20 protein-coding genes are annotated in these 16,346 nt (G+C 63.6%); all 20 read right to left on the minus strand.

Going from position 1 to position 16,346, the window contains the following annotated elements; all coding sequences use genetic code 11:
- On the minus strand, positions 1–1,415 hold a 1,415-nt coding region (locus tag QZ332_RS10515), incomplete at its 3' end, for a flagellar biosynthesis protein FlhA (RefSeq protein WP_295765089.1).
- 99 nt (positions 1,416–1,514) lie between these two features.
- Positions 1,515–2,588: a flagellar biosynthesis protein FlhB gene (flhB, locus tag QZ332_RS10520; protein WP_295765091.1), complete on the minus strand. Its 1,074-nt coding sequence runs from the start codon at positions 2,586–2,588 to the stop codon at positions 1,515–1,517.
- 32 nt (positions 2,589–2,620) lie between these two features.
- A complete protein-coding gene (locus QZ332_RS10525; protein ID WP_295765093.1) occupies positions 2,621–3,385 on the minus strand; it encodes a flagellar biosynthetic protein FliR in 765 nt (254 codons plus the stop codon).
- Between the two features lie 12 nt (positions 3,386–3,397).
- Positions 3,398–3,661, minus strand: coding sequence for a flagellar biosynthesis protein FliQ (gene fliQ / locus QZ332_RS10530; protein ID WP_295765095.1), 264 nt, complete (start codon positions 3,659–3,661; stop codon positions 3,398–3,400).
- A gap of 14 nt (positions 3,662–3,675) precedes the next feature.
- A complete protein-coding gene (gene fliP / locus QZ332_RS10535; protein ID WP_295765097.1) occupies positions 3,676–4,350 on the minus strand; it encodes a flagellar type III secretion system pore protein FliP in 675 nt (224 codons plus the stop codon).
- Between the two features lie 7 nt (positions 4,351–4,357).
- Positions 4,358–4,723, minus strand: coding sequence for a flagellar biosynthetic protein FliO (fliO, locus tag QZ332_RS10540; RefSeq protein WP_295765099.1), 366 nt, complete (start codon positions 4,721–4,723; stop codon positions 4,358–4,360).
- Positions 4,724–4,727: 4 nt separating this feature from the next.
- On the minus strand, positions 4,728–5,096 hold the full coding sequence (locus QZ332_RS10545) for a response regulator (RefSeq protein ID WP_295765101.1): 369 nt from the start codon (positions 5,094–5,096) through the stop codon (positions 4,728–4,730).
- Positions 5,097–5,173: 77 nt separating this feature from the next.
- The gene (gene fliN, locus QZ332_RS10550) at positions 5,174–6,595 is read right to left on the minus strand and encodes a flagellar motor switch protein FliN (protein WP_295765103.1); all 1,422 of its coding nucleotides are present in this window, start codon (positions 6,593–6,595) and stop codon (positions 5,174–5,176) included.
- 5 nt (positions 6,596–6,600) lie between these two features.
- Entirely contained in the window at positions 6,601–7,605 is a 1,005-nt protein-coding gene (locus QZ332_RS10555) for a flagellar motor switch protein FliM (RefSeq protein ID WP_295765105.1), read from the minus strand.
- A gap of 116 nt (positions 7,606–7,721) precedes the next feature.
- Positions 7,722–8,519: a flagellar motor protein MotB gene (locus tag QZ332_RS10560; RefSeq protein WP_295765107.1), complete on the minus strand. Its 798-nt coding sequence runs from the start codon at positions 8,517–8,519 to the stop codon at positions 7,722–7,724.
- A 38-nt stretch (positions 8,520–8,557) separates the two neighbouring features.
- The gene (locus QZ332_RS10565; RefSeq protein WP_295765109.1) at positions 8,558–9,409 is read right to left on the minus strand and encodes a motility protein A; all 852 of its coding nucleotides are present in this window, start codon (positions 9,407–9,409) and stop codon (positions 8,558–8,560) included.
- A 63-nt stretch (positions 9,410–9,472) separates the two neighbouring features.
- Positions 9,473–9,688, minus strand: coding sequence for a flagellar FlbD family protein (locus QZ332_RS10570; protein ID WP_295765110.1), 216 nt, complete (start codon positions 9,686–9,688; stop codon positions 9,473–9,475).
- Between the two features lie 78 nt (positions 9,689–9,766).
- Entirely contained in the window at positions 9,767–10,996 is a 1,230-nt protein-coding gene (locus tag QZ332_RS10575; protein WP_295765112.1) for a flagellar hook-basal body complex protein, read from the minus strand.
- 107 nt (positions 10,997–11,103) lie between these two features.
- Positions 11,104–11,472, minus strand: a complete 369-nt coding sequence (locus QZ332_RS10580) for a TIGR02530 family flagellar biosynthesis protein (protein WP_295765114.1) — start codon at positions 11,470–11,472, stop codon at positions 11,104–11,106.
- A 6-nt stretch (positions 11,473–11,478) separates the two neighbouring features.
- Positions 11,479–12,105, minus strand: coding sequence for a flagellar hook capping FlgD N-terminal domain-containing protein (locus QZ332_RS10585; protein WP_295765116.1), 627 nt, complete (start codon positions 12,103–12,105; stop codon positions 11,479–11,481).
- 34 nt (positions 12,106–12,139) lie between these two features.
- A complete protein-coding gene (locus tag QZ332_RS10590; RefSeq protein WP_295765118.1) occupies positions 12,140–13,282 on the minus strand; it encodes a flagellar hook-length control protein FliK in 1,143 nt (380 codons plus the stop codon).
- Between the two features lie 87 nt (positions 13,283–13,369).
- Complete coding sequence (fliJ, locus tag QZ332_RS10595) at positions 13,370–13,825, minus strand: flagellar export protein FliJ (RefSeq protein ID WP_295765120.1); 456 nt, start codon at positions 13,823–13,825, stop codon at positions 13,370–13,372.
- 15 nt (positions 13,826–13,840) lie between these two features.
- Positions 13,841–15,142 (minus strand): flagellar protein export ATPase FliI, encoded by a 1,302-nt coding sequence (fliI, locus tag QZ332_RS10600; RefSeq protein ID WP_295765122.1) that lies wholly within the window; start codon positions 15,140–15,142, stop codon positions 13,841–13,843.
- 16 nt (positions 15,143–15,158) lie between these two features.
- Positions 15,159–16,067 (minus strand): FliH/SctL family protein, encoded by a 909-nt coding sequence (locus QZ332_RS10605; protein ID WP_295765124.1) that lies wholly within the window; start codon positions 16,065–16,067, stop codon positions 15,159–15,161.
- Positions 16,060–16,346 (minus strand): FliG C-terminal domain-containing protein (locus QZ332_RS10610; protein ID WP_295765126.1); only part of this gene is annotated, 287 nt, incomplete at its 5' end. The genes QZ332_RS10605 and QZ332_RS10610, both read right to left, overlap by 8 nt.

Below are 16,346 nucleotides of genomic sequence, written 5' to 3' on the forward strand. Positions count from 1 at the left end.
CCGTAGATCTCCGCCATCTCCTTGTTCTCCGGCAGGATCCACCGGGAGGGGATGCCGTAGGCGGGCTCGATGGTCTCGATGCCGTCGATCTCGCCCAGGGGGTTGGCGGGCTCCAGGGCCAGGTAGTAGTCCACCAGGATCTCGCCCCGGGCCACTTCCTCGCCCCGGATCCGGATGACGTACTGGTTCGTCCCCAGGGACGAGGCGTCGTGCAGCCGGATGGAGGGGAAGACGAAGCCCATGTCCTGGGCATACTGGCGGCGGAAGATGACGATGCGGCTGATGAGCTTGCCGCCGTGGCTCTCATCCACCATGGGGATGAGGCTGTATCCAAACTCCATCTCGATGGGCTCCACCGAGAGGAGGTTGTAGACGTTGTTGATGTCCTTGTAATAGTCGGTCTCGCTGGGCGCGGCCTCCGCGCTGGCCTGCTGCTGTTCCGCAGCGGCCTGGAGGGCCGCGGTCTCCTGCCGCTCCCGCTCCATGCGGCTGCTGACGAACCAGCCCACGCCCAAAAGCAGGCCGCCGCCGATGGCCAGGGCCAGATGGGGCGTGTTGGGGATGGCCGCCAGGAACAGCAGGATGACGCCGGTGGTCATGATGGCCCGGGGCTGGTTCTTGAACTGGCCGATGACGTCCTTGTTCAAACTGCCCTCGGACACGGACCGGGTGACGATCATGCCCGTCGCGGTGGAGATCATCAGCGCCGGGAGCTGGGAGACCAGGCCGTCGCCGATGGTGACGATGGAGTAGCGGGAGATGACGTCGGAGAAGGTCCCGGCGTTCATCACCATGCCGATGACGGTGCCGCCGATGAAGTTGATCAGCGTGATGATGATCGACATCGTGGCGTCGCCCTTGACGATCTTGGTGGCGCCGTCCATGGCGCCGTAGAAGTCGGCCTCTTTTTGGATCTTATAGCGCCGCTCCTTGGCCTCCTGCTCATCGATGAGCCCGGAGCTCAGGTCGGCGTCGATGGCCATCTGCTTGCCGGGCATGGCGTCCAGGGTGAACCGGGCGGCGACCTCGGCCACGCGCTCGGCGCCCTTCGTGATGACGATGAACTGCACCAGCACGATGATGAGGAAGATGACCACGCCGACGACGATGTTGCCGCCGGTGATCAATCCGCCGAAGTTCTGGATGACCTCGCCGGCGTAGCCGTGCCAGAGGATCTGGCGCGTCGTGGAGACGTTCAGTCCCAATCGGAACAGCGTGGTGATCAGCAGTAAGGATGGGAAGATGGAGAACTCCAGGGCCTCCGAGATGTTCATCGTGATCATCAAGATCATGACGGACAAGCCGATGTTCACCACCAGCAGGATGTCCAGCAGGGGCGTGGGCAGGGGGATGATCAAGAACAGGACGATGACCACGACGGCGAGGGATATTGCATTGTCAAGGATCCTTCTCAAGCGCCGGTCACCTCCTGTCCCGCATGTTCCTTCCCGCCCCGGCGCGCTCCGCGCCGGACTGCTCTGTCCTCCCTCTATCCTTTGGATGGAGCGGCAAATTTATTTTACTAACTTATGGTCTTCGTTCAGCCGGAAGATGTAGACCAGCACCTCCGCCACCGGGTTGTACAGCTCCGGCGGGATCTCCTGGTCCAGTTCCGCGTCCGCATAGAGGGCGCGGGCCAGGGGCACGTTCTCGATGGTGGGCACCTTGTTCTCCTCCGCCACCTTCACGATGCGCAGGGCCAGCTCATCCATGCCTTTCGCCAGCACGATGGGCGCGGCGTCCTCGTCCGGGCGGTACCGGAGGGCCACGGCGAAATGGGTGGGGTTCCGGATGACCACGTCCGCCTGGGGCACCTGCTGCATCATGCGGCTCTGTGCCCGCTTGCGCTGCATCTCTTTGATCTTGGACTTGATCTGGGGGTCGCCTTCCAGCTGTTTGTATTCTTCCTTGATCTCCTGCTTGCTCATGCGCAGCTGCCGCTCGTAATCCCACCATTGGTACAGGAAATCCAGCGCGGCCAAGGCGATGAAGGCGATGCCGACCTTGACGATCATGCTCATGCCCCTGGAGAACAGGTGGGCCGAGGAGGCCCGCAGGTCCACGTACAGATATTTCGCGCTCTCATGGAACATGCCCTCGATGCTGATATAGACGATGACCATGAGGATGCAGATCTTCAGGATGCCCTTCAAAGCATTGATCGCGCTTTTCAGGGAGAACAGCCGCTTGAAGCCCTCCAAAGGGTTGATGCGGCTGAATTTCGGCTTCATCAGTTCGCTGCTGACCAGCAGCCTCGTCTGGGCGAAGGTCGCGACGACCGCGCACAGCGCCGTCACCAGGGTGATCGGGAGCACGGTCCGCGACATCATCCCCAGGGCCTGCATCATGATCTCCCGGAGCGCGTCGCCGATGACGATGCCCCCGGAAAGGTCGCACTCCGCGAAGCAAAAACGCATGAACCCCGCCAGCTGCTCCGCGATCTTCCCGGACATCATCCAGAACATGGCGAAGGAACCAAGGAGCGTGACCACCGCCACGGCGTCCTGACTGAGGAAGACGTTGCCCTTCTTCCGTTCGTCTCTTCGCTTTTTTGGGGTCGCTTTCTCGGTCTTAGAACCCTCCGCCAACGGTCATCCCCCCTTTGGGCGTGCGCACGGTCTCAGGCCATCAGCCTCAGCATGTCATGGAGGCTGCCCAGCATGGTCTGCTCCGCCTCCAGCAAGAACTCGCTGAACGGGAGCATCAGCGTCAGCAGCAGGGCCAGGCCGACCAGGACCTTCAACTCGATATTGATGGAAAACACATTGATCTGGGGGATGACCTTCATCAAGACGCCCATCCCAAGCTGGCCGATCAGCTCCGCCGCCAGCACCGGCATGGCCAGCTTCACCGCCAGCACCGTGCACTCGATGAACAGCTCCAGCGCCAGCTCGGTGACGTCGTTCCCCAGGGCGACGCGGCCGTACCCCACCACCTCGCCGGAGGTGATCATGATCCGCAGCAGTGTATGATGGCCGTTCCCGGCGAAGAACAGCAAGATCATCAGGGTGTTCAGCAGCGTCCCCGTCACGGACATGTTGGACCGGGAGCCGGCGTCGTAGATCTGGCTCATGGTCATGCCCATCTGGGTGTCGATGGCCAGGCCCGCCAGCTGGGGGATATAAAAGAAAAAGTGTACGATCAGCCCCAGGATGAACCCCACGCCCACCTCCAGCAGCATCGACGCCGCCAGGGGCAGGACGCCCGAAGGCGGCTCCACCCGTCCCCCCACCACCGAATAGGTGAAGGCGGAAAGGACCAGGGTGAACCCGGCCTTGAACGGCGCGGGGAAATTCTGGCGGCTCAGAAGGGGGTTGAAGCCCACGAAGCCGCTCATCCGGGCCGTGATCAGCAAAAAGAGCGTCAGGGCCCCCTCGTCTATCATAAGGCGCCTCCGCTAGATCCGCGTCATCAGGTCGAAGATCTCCCGGGTGTACTCCTGGAGCGTCGTCAGCATCCAGCCGCCCGAGAGGAGCAGGACTCCCACGATGATGACCACCTTCAAGATGAAGCCGATGGTCTGCTCGTGGATCTGGGTCACCGCCTGGAAGACGGCCACCACCACGCCGGCCGCCATGCTCAAGATCAGCATGGGCCCGCCCAGCTTGATGACCACGCCCACGGCGTCCCGCATCACGTCGGTTATCATTCCCGTATCCATCCCTCAGCCCTCCGCTAATGGAAGCCCCGCACCAGGGTGGAGAACAGCAGCTCCCACCCGTTTAGGGTCACGAACAGCAGCAGCTTGAACGGCGCGGAGATCATGGACGGCGGCAGCATGATCATGCCCATGGACATCAGCGTACAGGACACCACGATGTCGATCAGCATGAAGGGGATGTACAGCAGCAGTCCGATGGTGAACGCCTTCGAGAGTTCGCAGGTCACGAAGGAGGGCACGATGATCCGCAGCGGCAGCGTCTCCACCACCGTGTCCACGTTGACCTCCTCCGGCATGTCTACATGGGCCATGTCGCAGAACATCTCCAAGGTGCTGATCTTGGTGTTCCGGGCCATGAACTCGGCCAGGGGCACCGCGGCCCGTTCCAGGAACTCCTCCTGAGAGATCTCCTCCGCCCGATAGGGCTCATAGGCTTCCTCCTGGATGCGGGTGATGGTGGGCGACATGGTGTAAAAGGTCAGGAAAAGCGCCAGTCCGATCAGCACGAGGTTGGGCGGTGTCTGCTGGGTGCCCATGGCGCTGCGCAGGAACGAGAAGGAGATGACAAACCGGGCGAAGGACGTCATCATCACCACGAGAGAGGGCAGGAGCGTGATCATCGTCATCAGGAAGATGATCTCCAGCGCCTGCACGTTCTCGCCGTTCACATTGATAAGCCCTTCCGGCAACTCCGATTCACCTCCGCCCCTTCTGTTTCATGATGGTGAGGAAAGCCTCCTTGAAGCCCGTCCCCTCCTGGCCCGCCGGAGGCGGCTCCCAGGAGGCGGCCTCCTCCGCGGTGAGCTCCGCCAGCAGGGTCACCCCCGCCGTCCCGGCCCCCAGGAGCAGGTACCGTCCGCCCACCCGGGCCAAGATCACGCTCTGATCCCGTCCCAGCGGCAGACGGTCCAGGACCTCCATCCGCCGTCCGCCCTGCAGGGCGCCGAAGCCCCCCCGGCCCGCGATATAGCGCGTGCACCAGTAGGCCAGGCCCAGGACCAGGACGACGCAGACGATCAGCCACAAGAAGGAGGCCAGGGCCGCCGCGTCCTCCCCCAGCATCCCGTCAGGGATTGCCCAGGATCGTGCTGACGGTCTTCAGCACGCGGTCGGGCTTGAAGGGCTTCACGATGAAATCCTTCGCGCCGGAGCGCACCGCGTCCATGACCATGCTCTCCTGGCCCATGGCGGAGCACATGACCACATTGGCGCTGCTGTCCTTGGCGCGGATGGCCTTCAGGGCCTCCAGACCGTCCATGTTGGGCATGGTGATGTCCATGATCACCAGGTCGGGGCCGATCTCGCCGAACTTCTCCACCGCATCGGCACCGTCCACAGCCTCATAAAGCTCGGTATATCCATTCTTGCTCAGGGTGTCTTTGATCATCTTCCGCATAAAGGCAGCGTCATCGACCAGCAGGATCTTCTTAGCCATTGTTGTATTCCTTCCTTCTTATCCAATTGATGATTATTTCAAAGCGCCGTTTCGCTGTTCCGCTTGGGTCCGGCGTCTTATTTTTTCGCCAGTTCGATCACGGGATCCTGGACGATCTCCGTGATGCGGACGCCGAAATTGTCGTCGATCACCACCACGTCGCCCTTGGCCACGCATTTGCCGTTGACGAACAGATCCACCTGGTCGCCCGCCAGTTTGTCGAGCACCACCAGGGACCCCTTGGAGAACTCCAGGATGTCCTGGACCTTCCGCTGGGTCCGTCCGATCTCCACGGTCACCTGGAGCGGCACCTCCATGATCAGGTCCAGGTTCTGGGCCTGTTCCCTCCCCAAGACGTCCGCCGGATCCAGATCCCTCAGCGGAGCGGGCTTGGTATTGATCACCTTCGGCTCCGGCGGCGCCGCGGCCGGCTGGGGCGGATAGGGATACGGATACGGATAATACATCGGCGGATACATCCCATTCATGCCATCCGGCATGGGATAAGGCGGCATCTGGGGCATCTGGGGCATCTGGGGCATCTGGGGCATCTGCGCCGCCGCGGCCCCTGGCTGCTGCTGAGGGGCAGCCGGCTGCGGGGCGGGCTGCGGGGCCGCTGCGGGAGCGGGAGCCGGTGTCGGAGCGGGGGCCGGGGCGCCGCCGGCCATGCCGGCCATCATCGCCTCGATCTCCTCCTGGCTCATCTTCTTGTTGGAGGGCTCCGGTTCGGGAGCGGGGGGCGGAGCGGGCTCAGAGATGCTGCCGGACGCGATGCCGGCCATCATCGCCTCGATCTCCTCCTGGCTCATCTTCCGGTTGGGGTCGCCCGAGGGCTGGAAGGCGGGGGCAGGCTCCGGCTCGGGCTCCGGGGCGGGAGCGGGGGCGGCTTCCGCCTCCTCCTCGCTGTCCAAGCCCAGGCCCCTCAAAAGCTCCTTGGCCAGCTCCACGCTCATGACGTTCATGAACTCGCTCTCCAGGGCCCCCTCGATCTTCAGGGAGAAGCGGACGATGACGATGTTCTCCGCCCCCTGAGGCAGGTGCTCCCGCTTGAACGCTTCCAGATCGTCCAGTTCGAACGGCTGCGGAGTGGAGATATCCACCTGATAGCCCAGGAAATCGCTCATGGCCGTGGCGGCGGCGCCCATCATCTGGTTCATGACCTCGCACACGGCGCTGATGGTCAGCTCGTTGAGCTCGAACTCCTCGTCCGGCGACTCGCCGCCCATGAGGATGTCCACGATGACCTTGATGTCGCTCCGCTTGAGCAGCATGAAGTTGCTGCCCTGGAGCCCCTCTACGTACTTGATCTCGACGCCCATGGCGGGCTCCAGGTTGCCCAGGGCGAAGTCCGCTGTCTTGATCGCCGTGACTTTTGGTGTCGTGATATCGACTCTGTGCTCCAAAAGATTGGATACCGCGGTGGCAGAGGAGCCAAGGCTGATATTCATCATTTCCCCGAGGGCGTCGGTCTCCATCGGGCTAAATAACAGTTTCTCCATTCCGTCTACTCGCTCCTTTGCTCAAGCTGATAGCATACTTCATCTATCTTCACAGCCATGTTTTTCTTGTGGGTACCCATTTTCCCGGTGAACCAGTGATAACCGCCGATCTCCAGGAAGACGGGCGTTTCCTTAGGCTGTCCAAGATCGATGACGTCCCCCACGTTCAAGTGGTAGATGTCGCTGAGGGACAGCTGAGTGCTGGGCAGCTCCGCGATGATCTCCAGCTTGGAGTCGCGCAGTTTGTCGAAGATCTCCTCCGACTTGTCCTCGGCCGCGACCTTGCGGATGGGGTTCTCCCGGCTGATCTCGGCGAAGATGTTGGTCAGGACCTCGCCGGGCAGGCAGATGCTCATCCGTCCCGACAGGTTGGGGAACTGCATCTTCAGGTCCACGATCACCACCGTCTCGTCCAGGCCGATGACCTGGTTCAGCGTGGGGTTGACCTCCGTGCGGCTGTAGATGAAGCTGATGGGCACGTAATTCTCCCAGCTCCGCCCCATCACCTTGACGATGTCCTGGGCCAGGTCCTCGAAGAGCTTCAGCTCCAGGTCCGTGTAGCTGTAGTCGGAGTCCAGCTCGTCGTCCACCGTGCCCTCGCCGCCCAGCATACGGTCCATCATGCTCAGCGCCGTGGTGGTGGAGATGAAAAGCATCGCCGGCGTCTCCTGCACCTGGTCTTTCAGGCCCACATCGATCAGCCCCAGCACATCGCCCTCCGTCAGGGCATTGGAAAACTCGTAATAACGCTGTTCTTCGATGCTCTCCACCGTGATCTCGCAGGTGGAGCGCAGCCGCCCGTTCAGCCGGGAGCCGATCACGCGGGAATAGTTGTCGAAGATGCCGTTGAGCATCTTGATGCGGTCTTTGGTGAATTTACGGGGACTGCTGAAGTCGTATTTTTGATACTTCTTTTCCTGGTTCTCACTGGATTGCTCCAGGTCCTTGTCTCCGCTTCGAACCGCGTTCAGCAAAGCATCAATCTGCGCTTGCGATAATACGTCTGCCATGTCATCCCCCCTATTCTGCTATGGTATTGGCCAAAGGCCGTTTAGTCAACGATAACTTCAAAGACCTGCCCGGATCGGGACTGCGCCGCCCTGCGGCCGGTCCCGGCCGGCGAAGGTCAGGCGATGACCTCGAAGACCTGCTCGAACTGCGAGAGCGTCGCCTCGCCGGCGAGCTCCGCCTCGATGTCCCGGCCGCTGATGATCATCTCCACCCGCCGGTTCTTGGCCCGGTTCTCGGGAGTGTCGTTGGCCGCGATGGGCCGCCACTCGCCGAAGCCCTCGCTCACCAGGCGCGCCGGGTTCAGGATGCCGTGATCTTGGATGTAGATGACCACGTTGGTCGCCCGCTGGCTGGCCAGCGTCCGGTCCTGGACCGTCCGGTTGGGATCCTCCCTCACCCGGGCGGTGTGGCCCTGGACCCGGACCTCGTCGATCGAGCCCGCCACGCCGTCCAGCATCTCCGTGACCGCGTCCAAGATGGGATACGCCTCCTTCAGGAGGACCGGACTGTCCCCCGCGAAGAAGACCGATTGGCTGAACGAGATGAAGACCTTGCCTCCGTCGGAGCTGACCGTCACGGCGTCCTGCAGGTTCTGGCTCTCGACCATCTCCTGGATGGCCTCCATCAGGGACTGCATATCCTGCTCCACCTGCTCCTGCTGCTCCTCCGGTGTGGGCATCATGCCGGTCTCCCCGGTGTGGTCGGCGTCGGGGCCGCCCGCGCCGGTGTTGGCCGTCGGGGTCTGCACCGCCGAGGGGTTGAAGCTCTGGACGATGGCCTTCCAGTTCTCCTCACTGATGGTAGACATGGAGTACAAAAGCACGAAGAAGCACAACAGCAGCGTCACCATGTCGCCGTATGTATCCATCCAGTTGGCGCCTCCGCCTCCGCTGGACTTTTTCCTCCTGGACACTGCCGCTCACCTCCTCTTCGATCCAAGACGGCTCCGCATCACTTCGCCTCGCCGCCTTCAGCGCCAAGCTCCCTCTGCTTCTGGGACATGTAGGTCAGGAGCCGCTCCCGGAGGGACTTGGGGTTCTCGCCGGCCTGGATGGCCATGACGCCCTCCACGATGATCTGCTTGCAAAGGCACTCCTCGCTGTCCCGGCCCCGGAGGAGCTGGGCCACGGGCCCGAAGATCACGTGGGCCAGCAGGCAGCCGTACAGCGTGGTGATCAGGGCGGTGCCCATGCTGGTGCCCAGGCTGCTGGCTCCGCCGCTGTCGCTGAGGTTCATGGACTTCAGCATGTTGATCAGGCCCACCAGCGTGCCCACCATGCCGAAGGCCGGGGCCACGCTGGACGCCTTGTCGTACATCGCCGCGGCCTCCTCGTGCCGGGCGGACATGCAGTCGATGTCGTTCTCCAGGATGCCCCGGACCTTATCCTGGTCGTTGGCGTCCACGATGAGCATGATCGCCTGCTTGAAGAAGGGGTCGGCCTGCTCGTTGGCCTTCTCCTCCAGGGACAGAAGGCCGTTTTTCCGGGCGATCTGGGCCAGCTCCACCAGCTGGTCGATGTAGCCCTTGGGATCGTAAGCCTTGTTGTTCAGGATGATCTTGAAGTGCTTCGGGATGGCCTTCAGCATCCCGCCGGAAAAGCTGGCCAGCACGACGAAGATCGTACACCCGATGGTGATGAAGATGGATGCCGCGTCGAAGAAGTTCCAGAGGTTTTTCGGCGTGAACGTGAACAGCGGTAACTCCGCCGCCGCCGCGTCGGGACCGATGTTGATCCCCAGGACGCAGCCTAATAGGAACACGCCGAACGCGCCGACGATACCGATGATATAGTTTATATTCATGGATGAGTTCCTCGCTCCCTCGGCCGGGCGCCGGGCCCCGGCCTGTGTATTCTGTCTATTTGATCAACGCTTGTCCGATACCACGATCTCGCGGTGGATGTCTTGGACCTTGGCGTTGTATTCCGCGATCTTACGGACGATCTCGTCGATGCTCTCACGGACCAGATAGTAATCGTGGTTCATCATGGTGATCTTGGATTCGGGGATGCACTCGATGTGCTCGATCTGCAGGTGGTTCACCAGGAATTTGTCGTGGTTCCTCTTCGTCAAAAGGATCATAATGGACCATCCTTCCGTGGTCCGCCGGGGATCCCGCCCCGGCGGACCGTCATTTTATTCAGCGTCCCGGCCAGCCGGTCAGCGCTTCATGTTGACAAGCTCTTCCAGCATGGAGTCGGTGACGGTGATGATGCGGGTGTTGGCCTGATAGCCGCGCTGGGTGGTGATGAGCTCGGCGATCTCCTCGGCCAGGTCCACGTTGGGGGCCTCCAGGAAGCCGACCATCATCTCGGTGTCGCAGCCCAGGATGTCCGTGCCGGGGAGGGGCTCCGTTTGGGTGCCCTGCGCGGCGTTCGGGTCCGCGGCCAGGCGGGAATAGCCCACGCTCTGGAGGCCGATGTCCTTCTGCACGCCGCCCAGCATGCTGATGCTCAGGCTGCCCGCGCCGTCGCTGCACTTGTAATAGGACTCGCCGATGTGGCTCACGCCGTTGGGGTTCGTGACGCTGCCGATCGCCAGATAGCCGATGACCACCGGCTTCCCGTCCGCCTTGCTGGTGCCGGAGATGCAGCCGGTCTTGGAATCGATGGTGATGCTGTCCAGCTGGGCGAACTCATACTCGGTCTCCACAGTCGTGCCGTCCGCAGGAGGGGTCGCGCCGTCAGGCGTGTTGCCCGGGAAGTTCGGCTGATCGTCCACCAGCCGCCCGGCGGCCCCGCCCTGCGCGATCGCCGTGCCGGTCTTGTTCCCGTTCGCGTCCACCGTGACCGTGAGGTCCGTCCGGGCGTATTTGATGTTGTGGTTCTCGTCCCAGCGGGGGAGCCGGATGGGCACCAGCTGGTCGCTGACCACCTGGCGGGTCACCGGCTTGCCGTCCGGGCCGGGCTCCGTGATCGTGTCCCGGGTGGTCATGAAGCCGTAGACCACGTTGCCCTTGCCGTCCACCAGGTAGTTGTCGGGGCCGATGTCGAAATCGCCCACGCGGGTGAGGTTCAGGGCCTTGAAGTTCTCCGCGGAGAAGTTCTGGTCATAGGTCTCGGGGTTCGTGCTGTTCTCCACGTCCTTGGTGCCCACCAGGAAGAACCCGTCGCCCACCAGCGCGCAGTCCGTGGTGTTGCCGGGGTTGTAGCTGGAGGAGGACATGTTCAGGTCGATGCTCCCGATCATGGAGCCGTAACCCAGCTGAGAGGGGTTCATGCCGCCCACGGTGGTGGTGCCGTTGGAACCGGCGGAATACATGCTGTAGACGCTGTCGCGGAAGACGGTCCGCTGCTTCTTGTATCCCTGGGTGTTGACGTTCGCCACGTTGTTGCCTATCACGGTGAGCTTCTGCATGTGGGCCTTCAGGCCCGCAACAGAAGCGTACATAGATCCAGTCATGAGGGATGTTCTCCTTTCGGTCTTCGCGCCGCCCGGCCCCCGTCAATCGGACGGGGGCCGATGGCCTCCGAAACTCGGTCCTGCCATCTGTAGCCTTACAGGAACACGGCGCCGTCGATGTTGGTGAATACGCTGTCTTTCATCTCGTCCTGGGTGATCGCGGTGATCACTTTCCCATGGGGGACGTTGATGATGAATGCCTTCTCGGTGTCCATCGCCAGGATGTTGGTGGCGCCCTTGGCCTGGGCCCGCACCATGCTGCCCTTGATCTGGTCGATGAGGATGGGGGTGATCTCGATGCCCCGCTCCTCGGCGCGGGTCATGGCATGCTTGGAGAACTGGACGTCCTGCCCGGCCCTCGTCAGCTCCTGCTGCAGCGCCGCAGCGAAGCCGCCGGCAGCCATCCGCTTCCCTGCGTCCGGTATCTGCTGCACCTGGCTTTGTCTGGTCACGCGTTCGATCATGGAAGATCACTCCCCGCTGTTCTCCGATGTGCCGCCCTTCCCGTCCTGGTCCGGGCCTGTGGTCTCGCCGCCGGGCTGTACGGGGCCCGTCGTCCCTGTGGAAGAGCCGCCGCCCTCGGTCTTGTCGGTGCTCCCGGCGTCTCCGGCGCCCTCGGTCTCGCCGCCGTCCCCGGTCTCCTTGTCGTCTTCTTCTTCCTTGGGGGGCAGCTTGCCGACGGCCATGATGTCGCTGAGGTAATAGTACTCATCGTCGTCGATGAAGATGACCTGCTGTCCGTCCATGGTGCCGGTGCCGGTGACCATCCCGTAGACCTCCTGGAGCTTGCCGTCGTCTCCGTACTTGCCCACGGTGACGTATTTGCCCACCAGGGAGGCGGAGTAGTTCATGGTCACGGCGTCGGTCATGTTGACCATGGAGGTGATCATCTGCATCTGCACCATCTGGTTCAGCATCTCAGAGGTGTCCATGGTGTCGTCGATGCCCTGGCTGGTCAGCTGGGTGATCATCAGCTGGATGAAGTCCGTCATGTCCAGGTCCATGTTGCTGCCTTTCCTGGCGATGGTGACGTCCTTCCCGGTGCTGGTCTTATGGGTGCCGTAAAGCCCGCCGATGTCCTGCATCAATGCGTCCATCCGTTCACTTCCTTTCTGTCGGGGTCTCGGGGCCTCATTCCCCCTCCAGGGGGATCAGGCCCAGGCGCAGCTGCTGGAGGAAATCCTCGCTGCTGGTCTCCGGCTCCCGGCGCTGCTCCTGCTGGCGGCGCTGGCGCTGTCCCTGCTGCTGGTCGTAGAGGTCCTGCCGCTGGCTCTCCTCCTGACGGGGGACTTCCACCCGGACCTCCTGCTCCGTCTCACGGCCGAGCATCTCGGCCAGGTTCGTGGTGTGCTTGCCGAGCAGCTCCTGCGTCCCGCGGTCCTCCGCGTGGATCTGGACCACCAGGCCGCCGTCCCTGCCCTGCGTCATCTCGACGGTGATCTTGCCCAGGTTCTCCGGCGTCAGCTGGATCTCCACGCGGGTCTCGCCCTCCCGCAGGGCCTGCGCCAGCTTGGGGGCGATCTGCTCCTCCATGGGCTGCTCGCTCTCCCGGGCCTTGGGGGCCTCGCCCACCTTCACCGGGACGGCCTCCACCTCCTCGAACACGGCGGTCTCGGCCTCCGCGCCCTGGGGCTCGGCAGTCTCCTCGGTGTCGGCCGCCTCCGCAGCCTGGGGCTCGGCACGGCCGGCCGTCCTTGCCTCGATCTCCACGGTCCGGCCCTCGGTCTCCTGTGCGGCCTCCGGGGCCTCGATGGTCTGGGGCAGCTCTTGCGCCAGGTCCGGGTCCACGGTCTGGGCCTCGCCGCTCTCCGGCGTGGTCTCCACGGTCTGTCCGGCCTCCGGCACGAAGCTCTGCTCCTCCGGGGCCAGCACGGTCTCGGCCACCAGGGGGGCGATCTCCTCCACCACGGCCTCGGCCTGGACCTCCGGCGTCATCTCGGCCTGCTCCGCCGGCACCACCGGGTTCTGGAGCATCGCCATGGCCGCCAGGATCATCTGCTCCTCCAGCTCCTTGCCTTCCTTCATACCGGCCTGGGGCTGCTGGGGCTGTTCGATCTCCTGGGGCCCTTTCGCGCTCTCGCTGGTCTGGGCATCCTGCGGCTTCTGCGCGGCGTCGGTCTTCTCCGGCTTGGGAGCGGCCTGGGCATCGGCGCTCTGCTTCTGCTCCAGCAGCTTCTGGAAGCCGTCCTTCTGGACGCCCTCGCTCTTCTTCCCCACCTGGGGGATCTGAGGCATCTGCGCGTTGGCCAGCATGTTGTTGATCAACTGTTCCATACTCTCATCTCACCTCCTCGTCATCGTATGATATCTATCTCCAAACGGCGCTCCCACGCGCCCGAATGGACCTTCTCTCCGGAGCGCTCACGCGCCCACGCCGGGCTGGGAGGCCCGGGTGGAGCTGACGAACTCCTCGATGAACAGCTCCTCGCTCTTGGCCTCCGCCTTGTGATAGGCGTCCAGCTTCTTCTCCTTCAGCTTCTCGATGGAAGAGGTCTCCTTCTTGGCCTCCACCATCTTCTCCCGCCGCCGCTCGGCCTCGGCCTCCAGCGCCTCCAGCCGCTCCGTCTCCCGCTGGATCTCCATCTCGCTGGCCCGGAGGGCGTTCTGGTACATCAGGGCCTCCGTGATCGGCATGCCCTCCAGCGCCCGGTCCCGGTAATCCTCGTTGCAGTCCCGGTACTCCCGCCACAGCTTCTCCAGCAGGGCCTCCTGGGCGCGCACGCGGCCCATGGCCTCGGCGTATTCGCCCTGGAGGGCGCCCAGGACCTGCTCCTTATAGGAAAGGACGGTGTCCAGGGAAAACTTGAACTTCTTCACAGGGGGCGGCCCTCCTTAGTTCAATATCTGCCTCAGCTTCTCCACGCACTGGCCATAGCTGAACGCCTCGTCGATCTCCTGGGTCAAGAACCCGTTCACCGCGTCGATCTTCGAGAGGGCGTAGTCCAGGTTCCGATTGGTCCCGGGCTTATAAGCGCCGATCGCCACCAGATCCGCGTTCTTCTCATAGGTGCTGAGGATGTCCCGGACCCGGGAGGCCAGCTGCCGGTGCTCCTTGTCGACGATCTCCACCATCAGACGGGAGATGCTGGCGGAGACATCGATGGCCGGGTAGTGGTTGCTGTTCGCCAGCGCGCGGGAGAGGACGATATGGCCGTCCAGGATGCCCCGGACGGTGTCGGCGATCGGTTCGTTGGTATCGTCGCCCTCCACCAGCACCGTATAGACGCCGGTGATCGAGCCTCTGTCGAAATTGCCGCTCCGCTCCAAGAGCTTGGGCATCTCCGCGTACATGGAAGGGGTGTAGCCCCGGGACACCGGGGGCTCGCCGATGGCGAGGCCGATCTCCCGCTGGGCCATGGCGAACCGGGTCAGGGAATCCATCATCAGCAGCACGTCGTACCCCTGGTCCCGGAAATACTCCGCGATGCCCGTCGCCACGCTGGGGCATTTCATCCGCAGCATGGCGGGCTGGTCGGAGGTCGCCACCACCAGCACGGAGCGGCGCATCCCCTCCTCGCCCAGATCCTTCTGGACGAACTCCAGGACCTCCCGCCCGCGCTCGCCCACCAGGGCGATGACGTTGATATCCGCCTTGACGTTCTTCGCGATCATGCCCATCAGCGTGGACTTGCCCACGCCGGAGCCCGCGAAGATGCCGATGCGCTGGCCTTTCCCGATGGTGATCATGCCATCGATGGCCTTGACTCCAAACTCCATCCGCTCCCGGATCGGGGGGCGGCGGAGGGGATTGATGTAAGAACCGCCGACGCAGTAGAGCTCGCCGCCCTCGAAGGTGGCCTTCCCGTCGATGGGCTGGCCCATGGCGTTGATGATGCGCCCCCGGAGGAACTCGCCTACCCGCAGCGTCAGCTGCCGTCCGGTGTTGCGGACGAAGTTGCCCGCCGAGATGCCCGCCATGTCGGAATAGGGCATCAGCAGGATGTGGTCGTTCTTGAAGCCCACCACCTCGGCGGTGACCTGCCCGCCGGAATCGCCGTTGTAGATCCGGCAGATGTCGCCGACGGCCGCCCGGCCGCCGGACGCCTCGATGGACATCCCGACGATATTCTCGATCTTCCCGGTCAGGCTGTAGGTCTGCGCGTTATAGACCTGACGGATCATTTGCCGGAACATAGCTTCTCCTTTTGCCTCACACGCCGCCGCCCAGGTTCAGGTTCAAACTGCCGAAGCCGACGCCCTCCTCCATGGGACCGGCGTCGGACAGCAGCGTCCGGATGTTGTCCATCTGGGTGGCGGCGCTGGCGTCCACGATCTCGTCGGGCGTCTCGATGATGCAGGTGCCCGCCTCGTCGTCCGCCATGGGGATGATGCGCACCCGGTCGCTGAGGGCCGAGAGCGCCGTCATCAGCGAGGCGGGGACCTTGGCCAGGTGCTTGGCGTCGCATTCCGCGATATAGATATGGGCCCACTCCCGGCGCTTGCGCTTGTCGATGGCGGTCTGTATCATCCGGCAGATGACCTCGCTGCTGCTCTTGAGGCTGACGCAGACCACCTTCTCCGCGATGGCGATGGCGAGGTCCCGCAGCTCTTCCACATTGTCGTCCATCTGCCGGTCCAGCGCGGAGCCGGCCCGCTCCAAAAAGGCGTCGAACTCGGCGGCCAGAGCGGCGGCCTGCCGTTCCTGGGACCTGCGTCCCTCCTCGATGGCCTGGGCCACGCCCTGGGCCACGCCCTCGGCCCGCCCGGCCTCCAGCCCGCTCTGGCGGGAGGTCTCATAGAGCTCCTGAGAGCGGACCTCCGCCTCCAGCCGGGCCTGATCCACGATCTCCTGGGCCCGCCGGCGGGCGTCCGCCAGGATCTGCTCCGCCTGGATCTGGGCGAAGCTCACCGGATCGGCCTCCGGCTCCTCGGGAGGGGCGTCTCCTTCTTCCTCCGCTCCGATCCGGACGTCCAGCTCCGGCGGCCCCGCCTCCGTCTCCCCGCCGGAGGGCGGCGGGGGGGCGGCGGGCTCCTCGTCTTCCAGGATCAGCTCCTCCGCCTGGGGGAAGCGGTAAGGCTCGGCCTTGGGGCGCAGGATGGCTTTCCAAATATTAGGCAATGATATCGTCCTTTCCGCCCTTCAGGATGATGATCTCACCCTTCTCCTCCAGTCCGCGGATGATGCCGACGATGCGCTGCTGGGCCTCCTCCACGTCCTTCATGCGGACGTTGGTGGTGATCTCCAGGTCGTCCTTGATGCTCTGGGCCATACGGGTGGACATGTTGGTGAACAGCTTGTTGGCCACCTCCGAATTGGCCGCCTTGAGGGCCAGCACCAGATCCCTGGGGTCGCAGTCCCGGACGAAGCGCTGCACGGAGCGGTCGTCCATGGTGATGA

This window comes from uncultured Oscillibacter sp. (genome assembly GCF_910584465.1).
Classification (GTDB): domain Bacteria; phylum Bacillota; class Clostridia; order Oscillospirales; family Oscillospiraceae; genus Oscillibacter.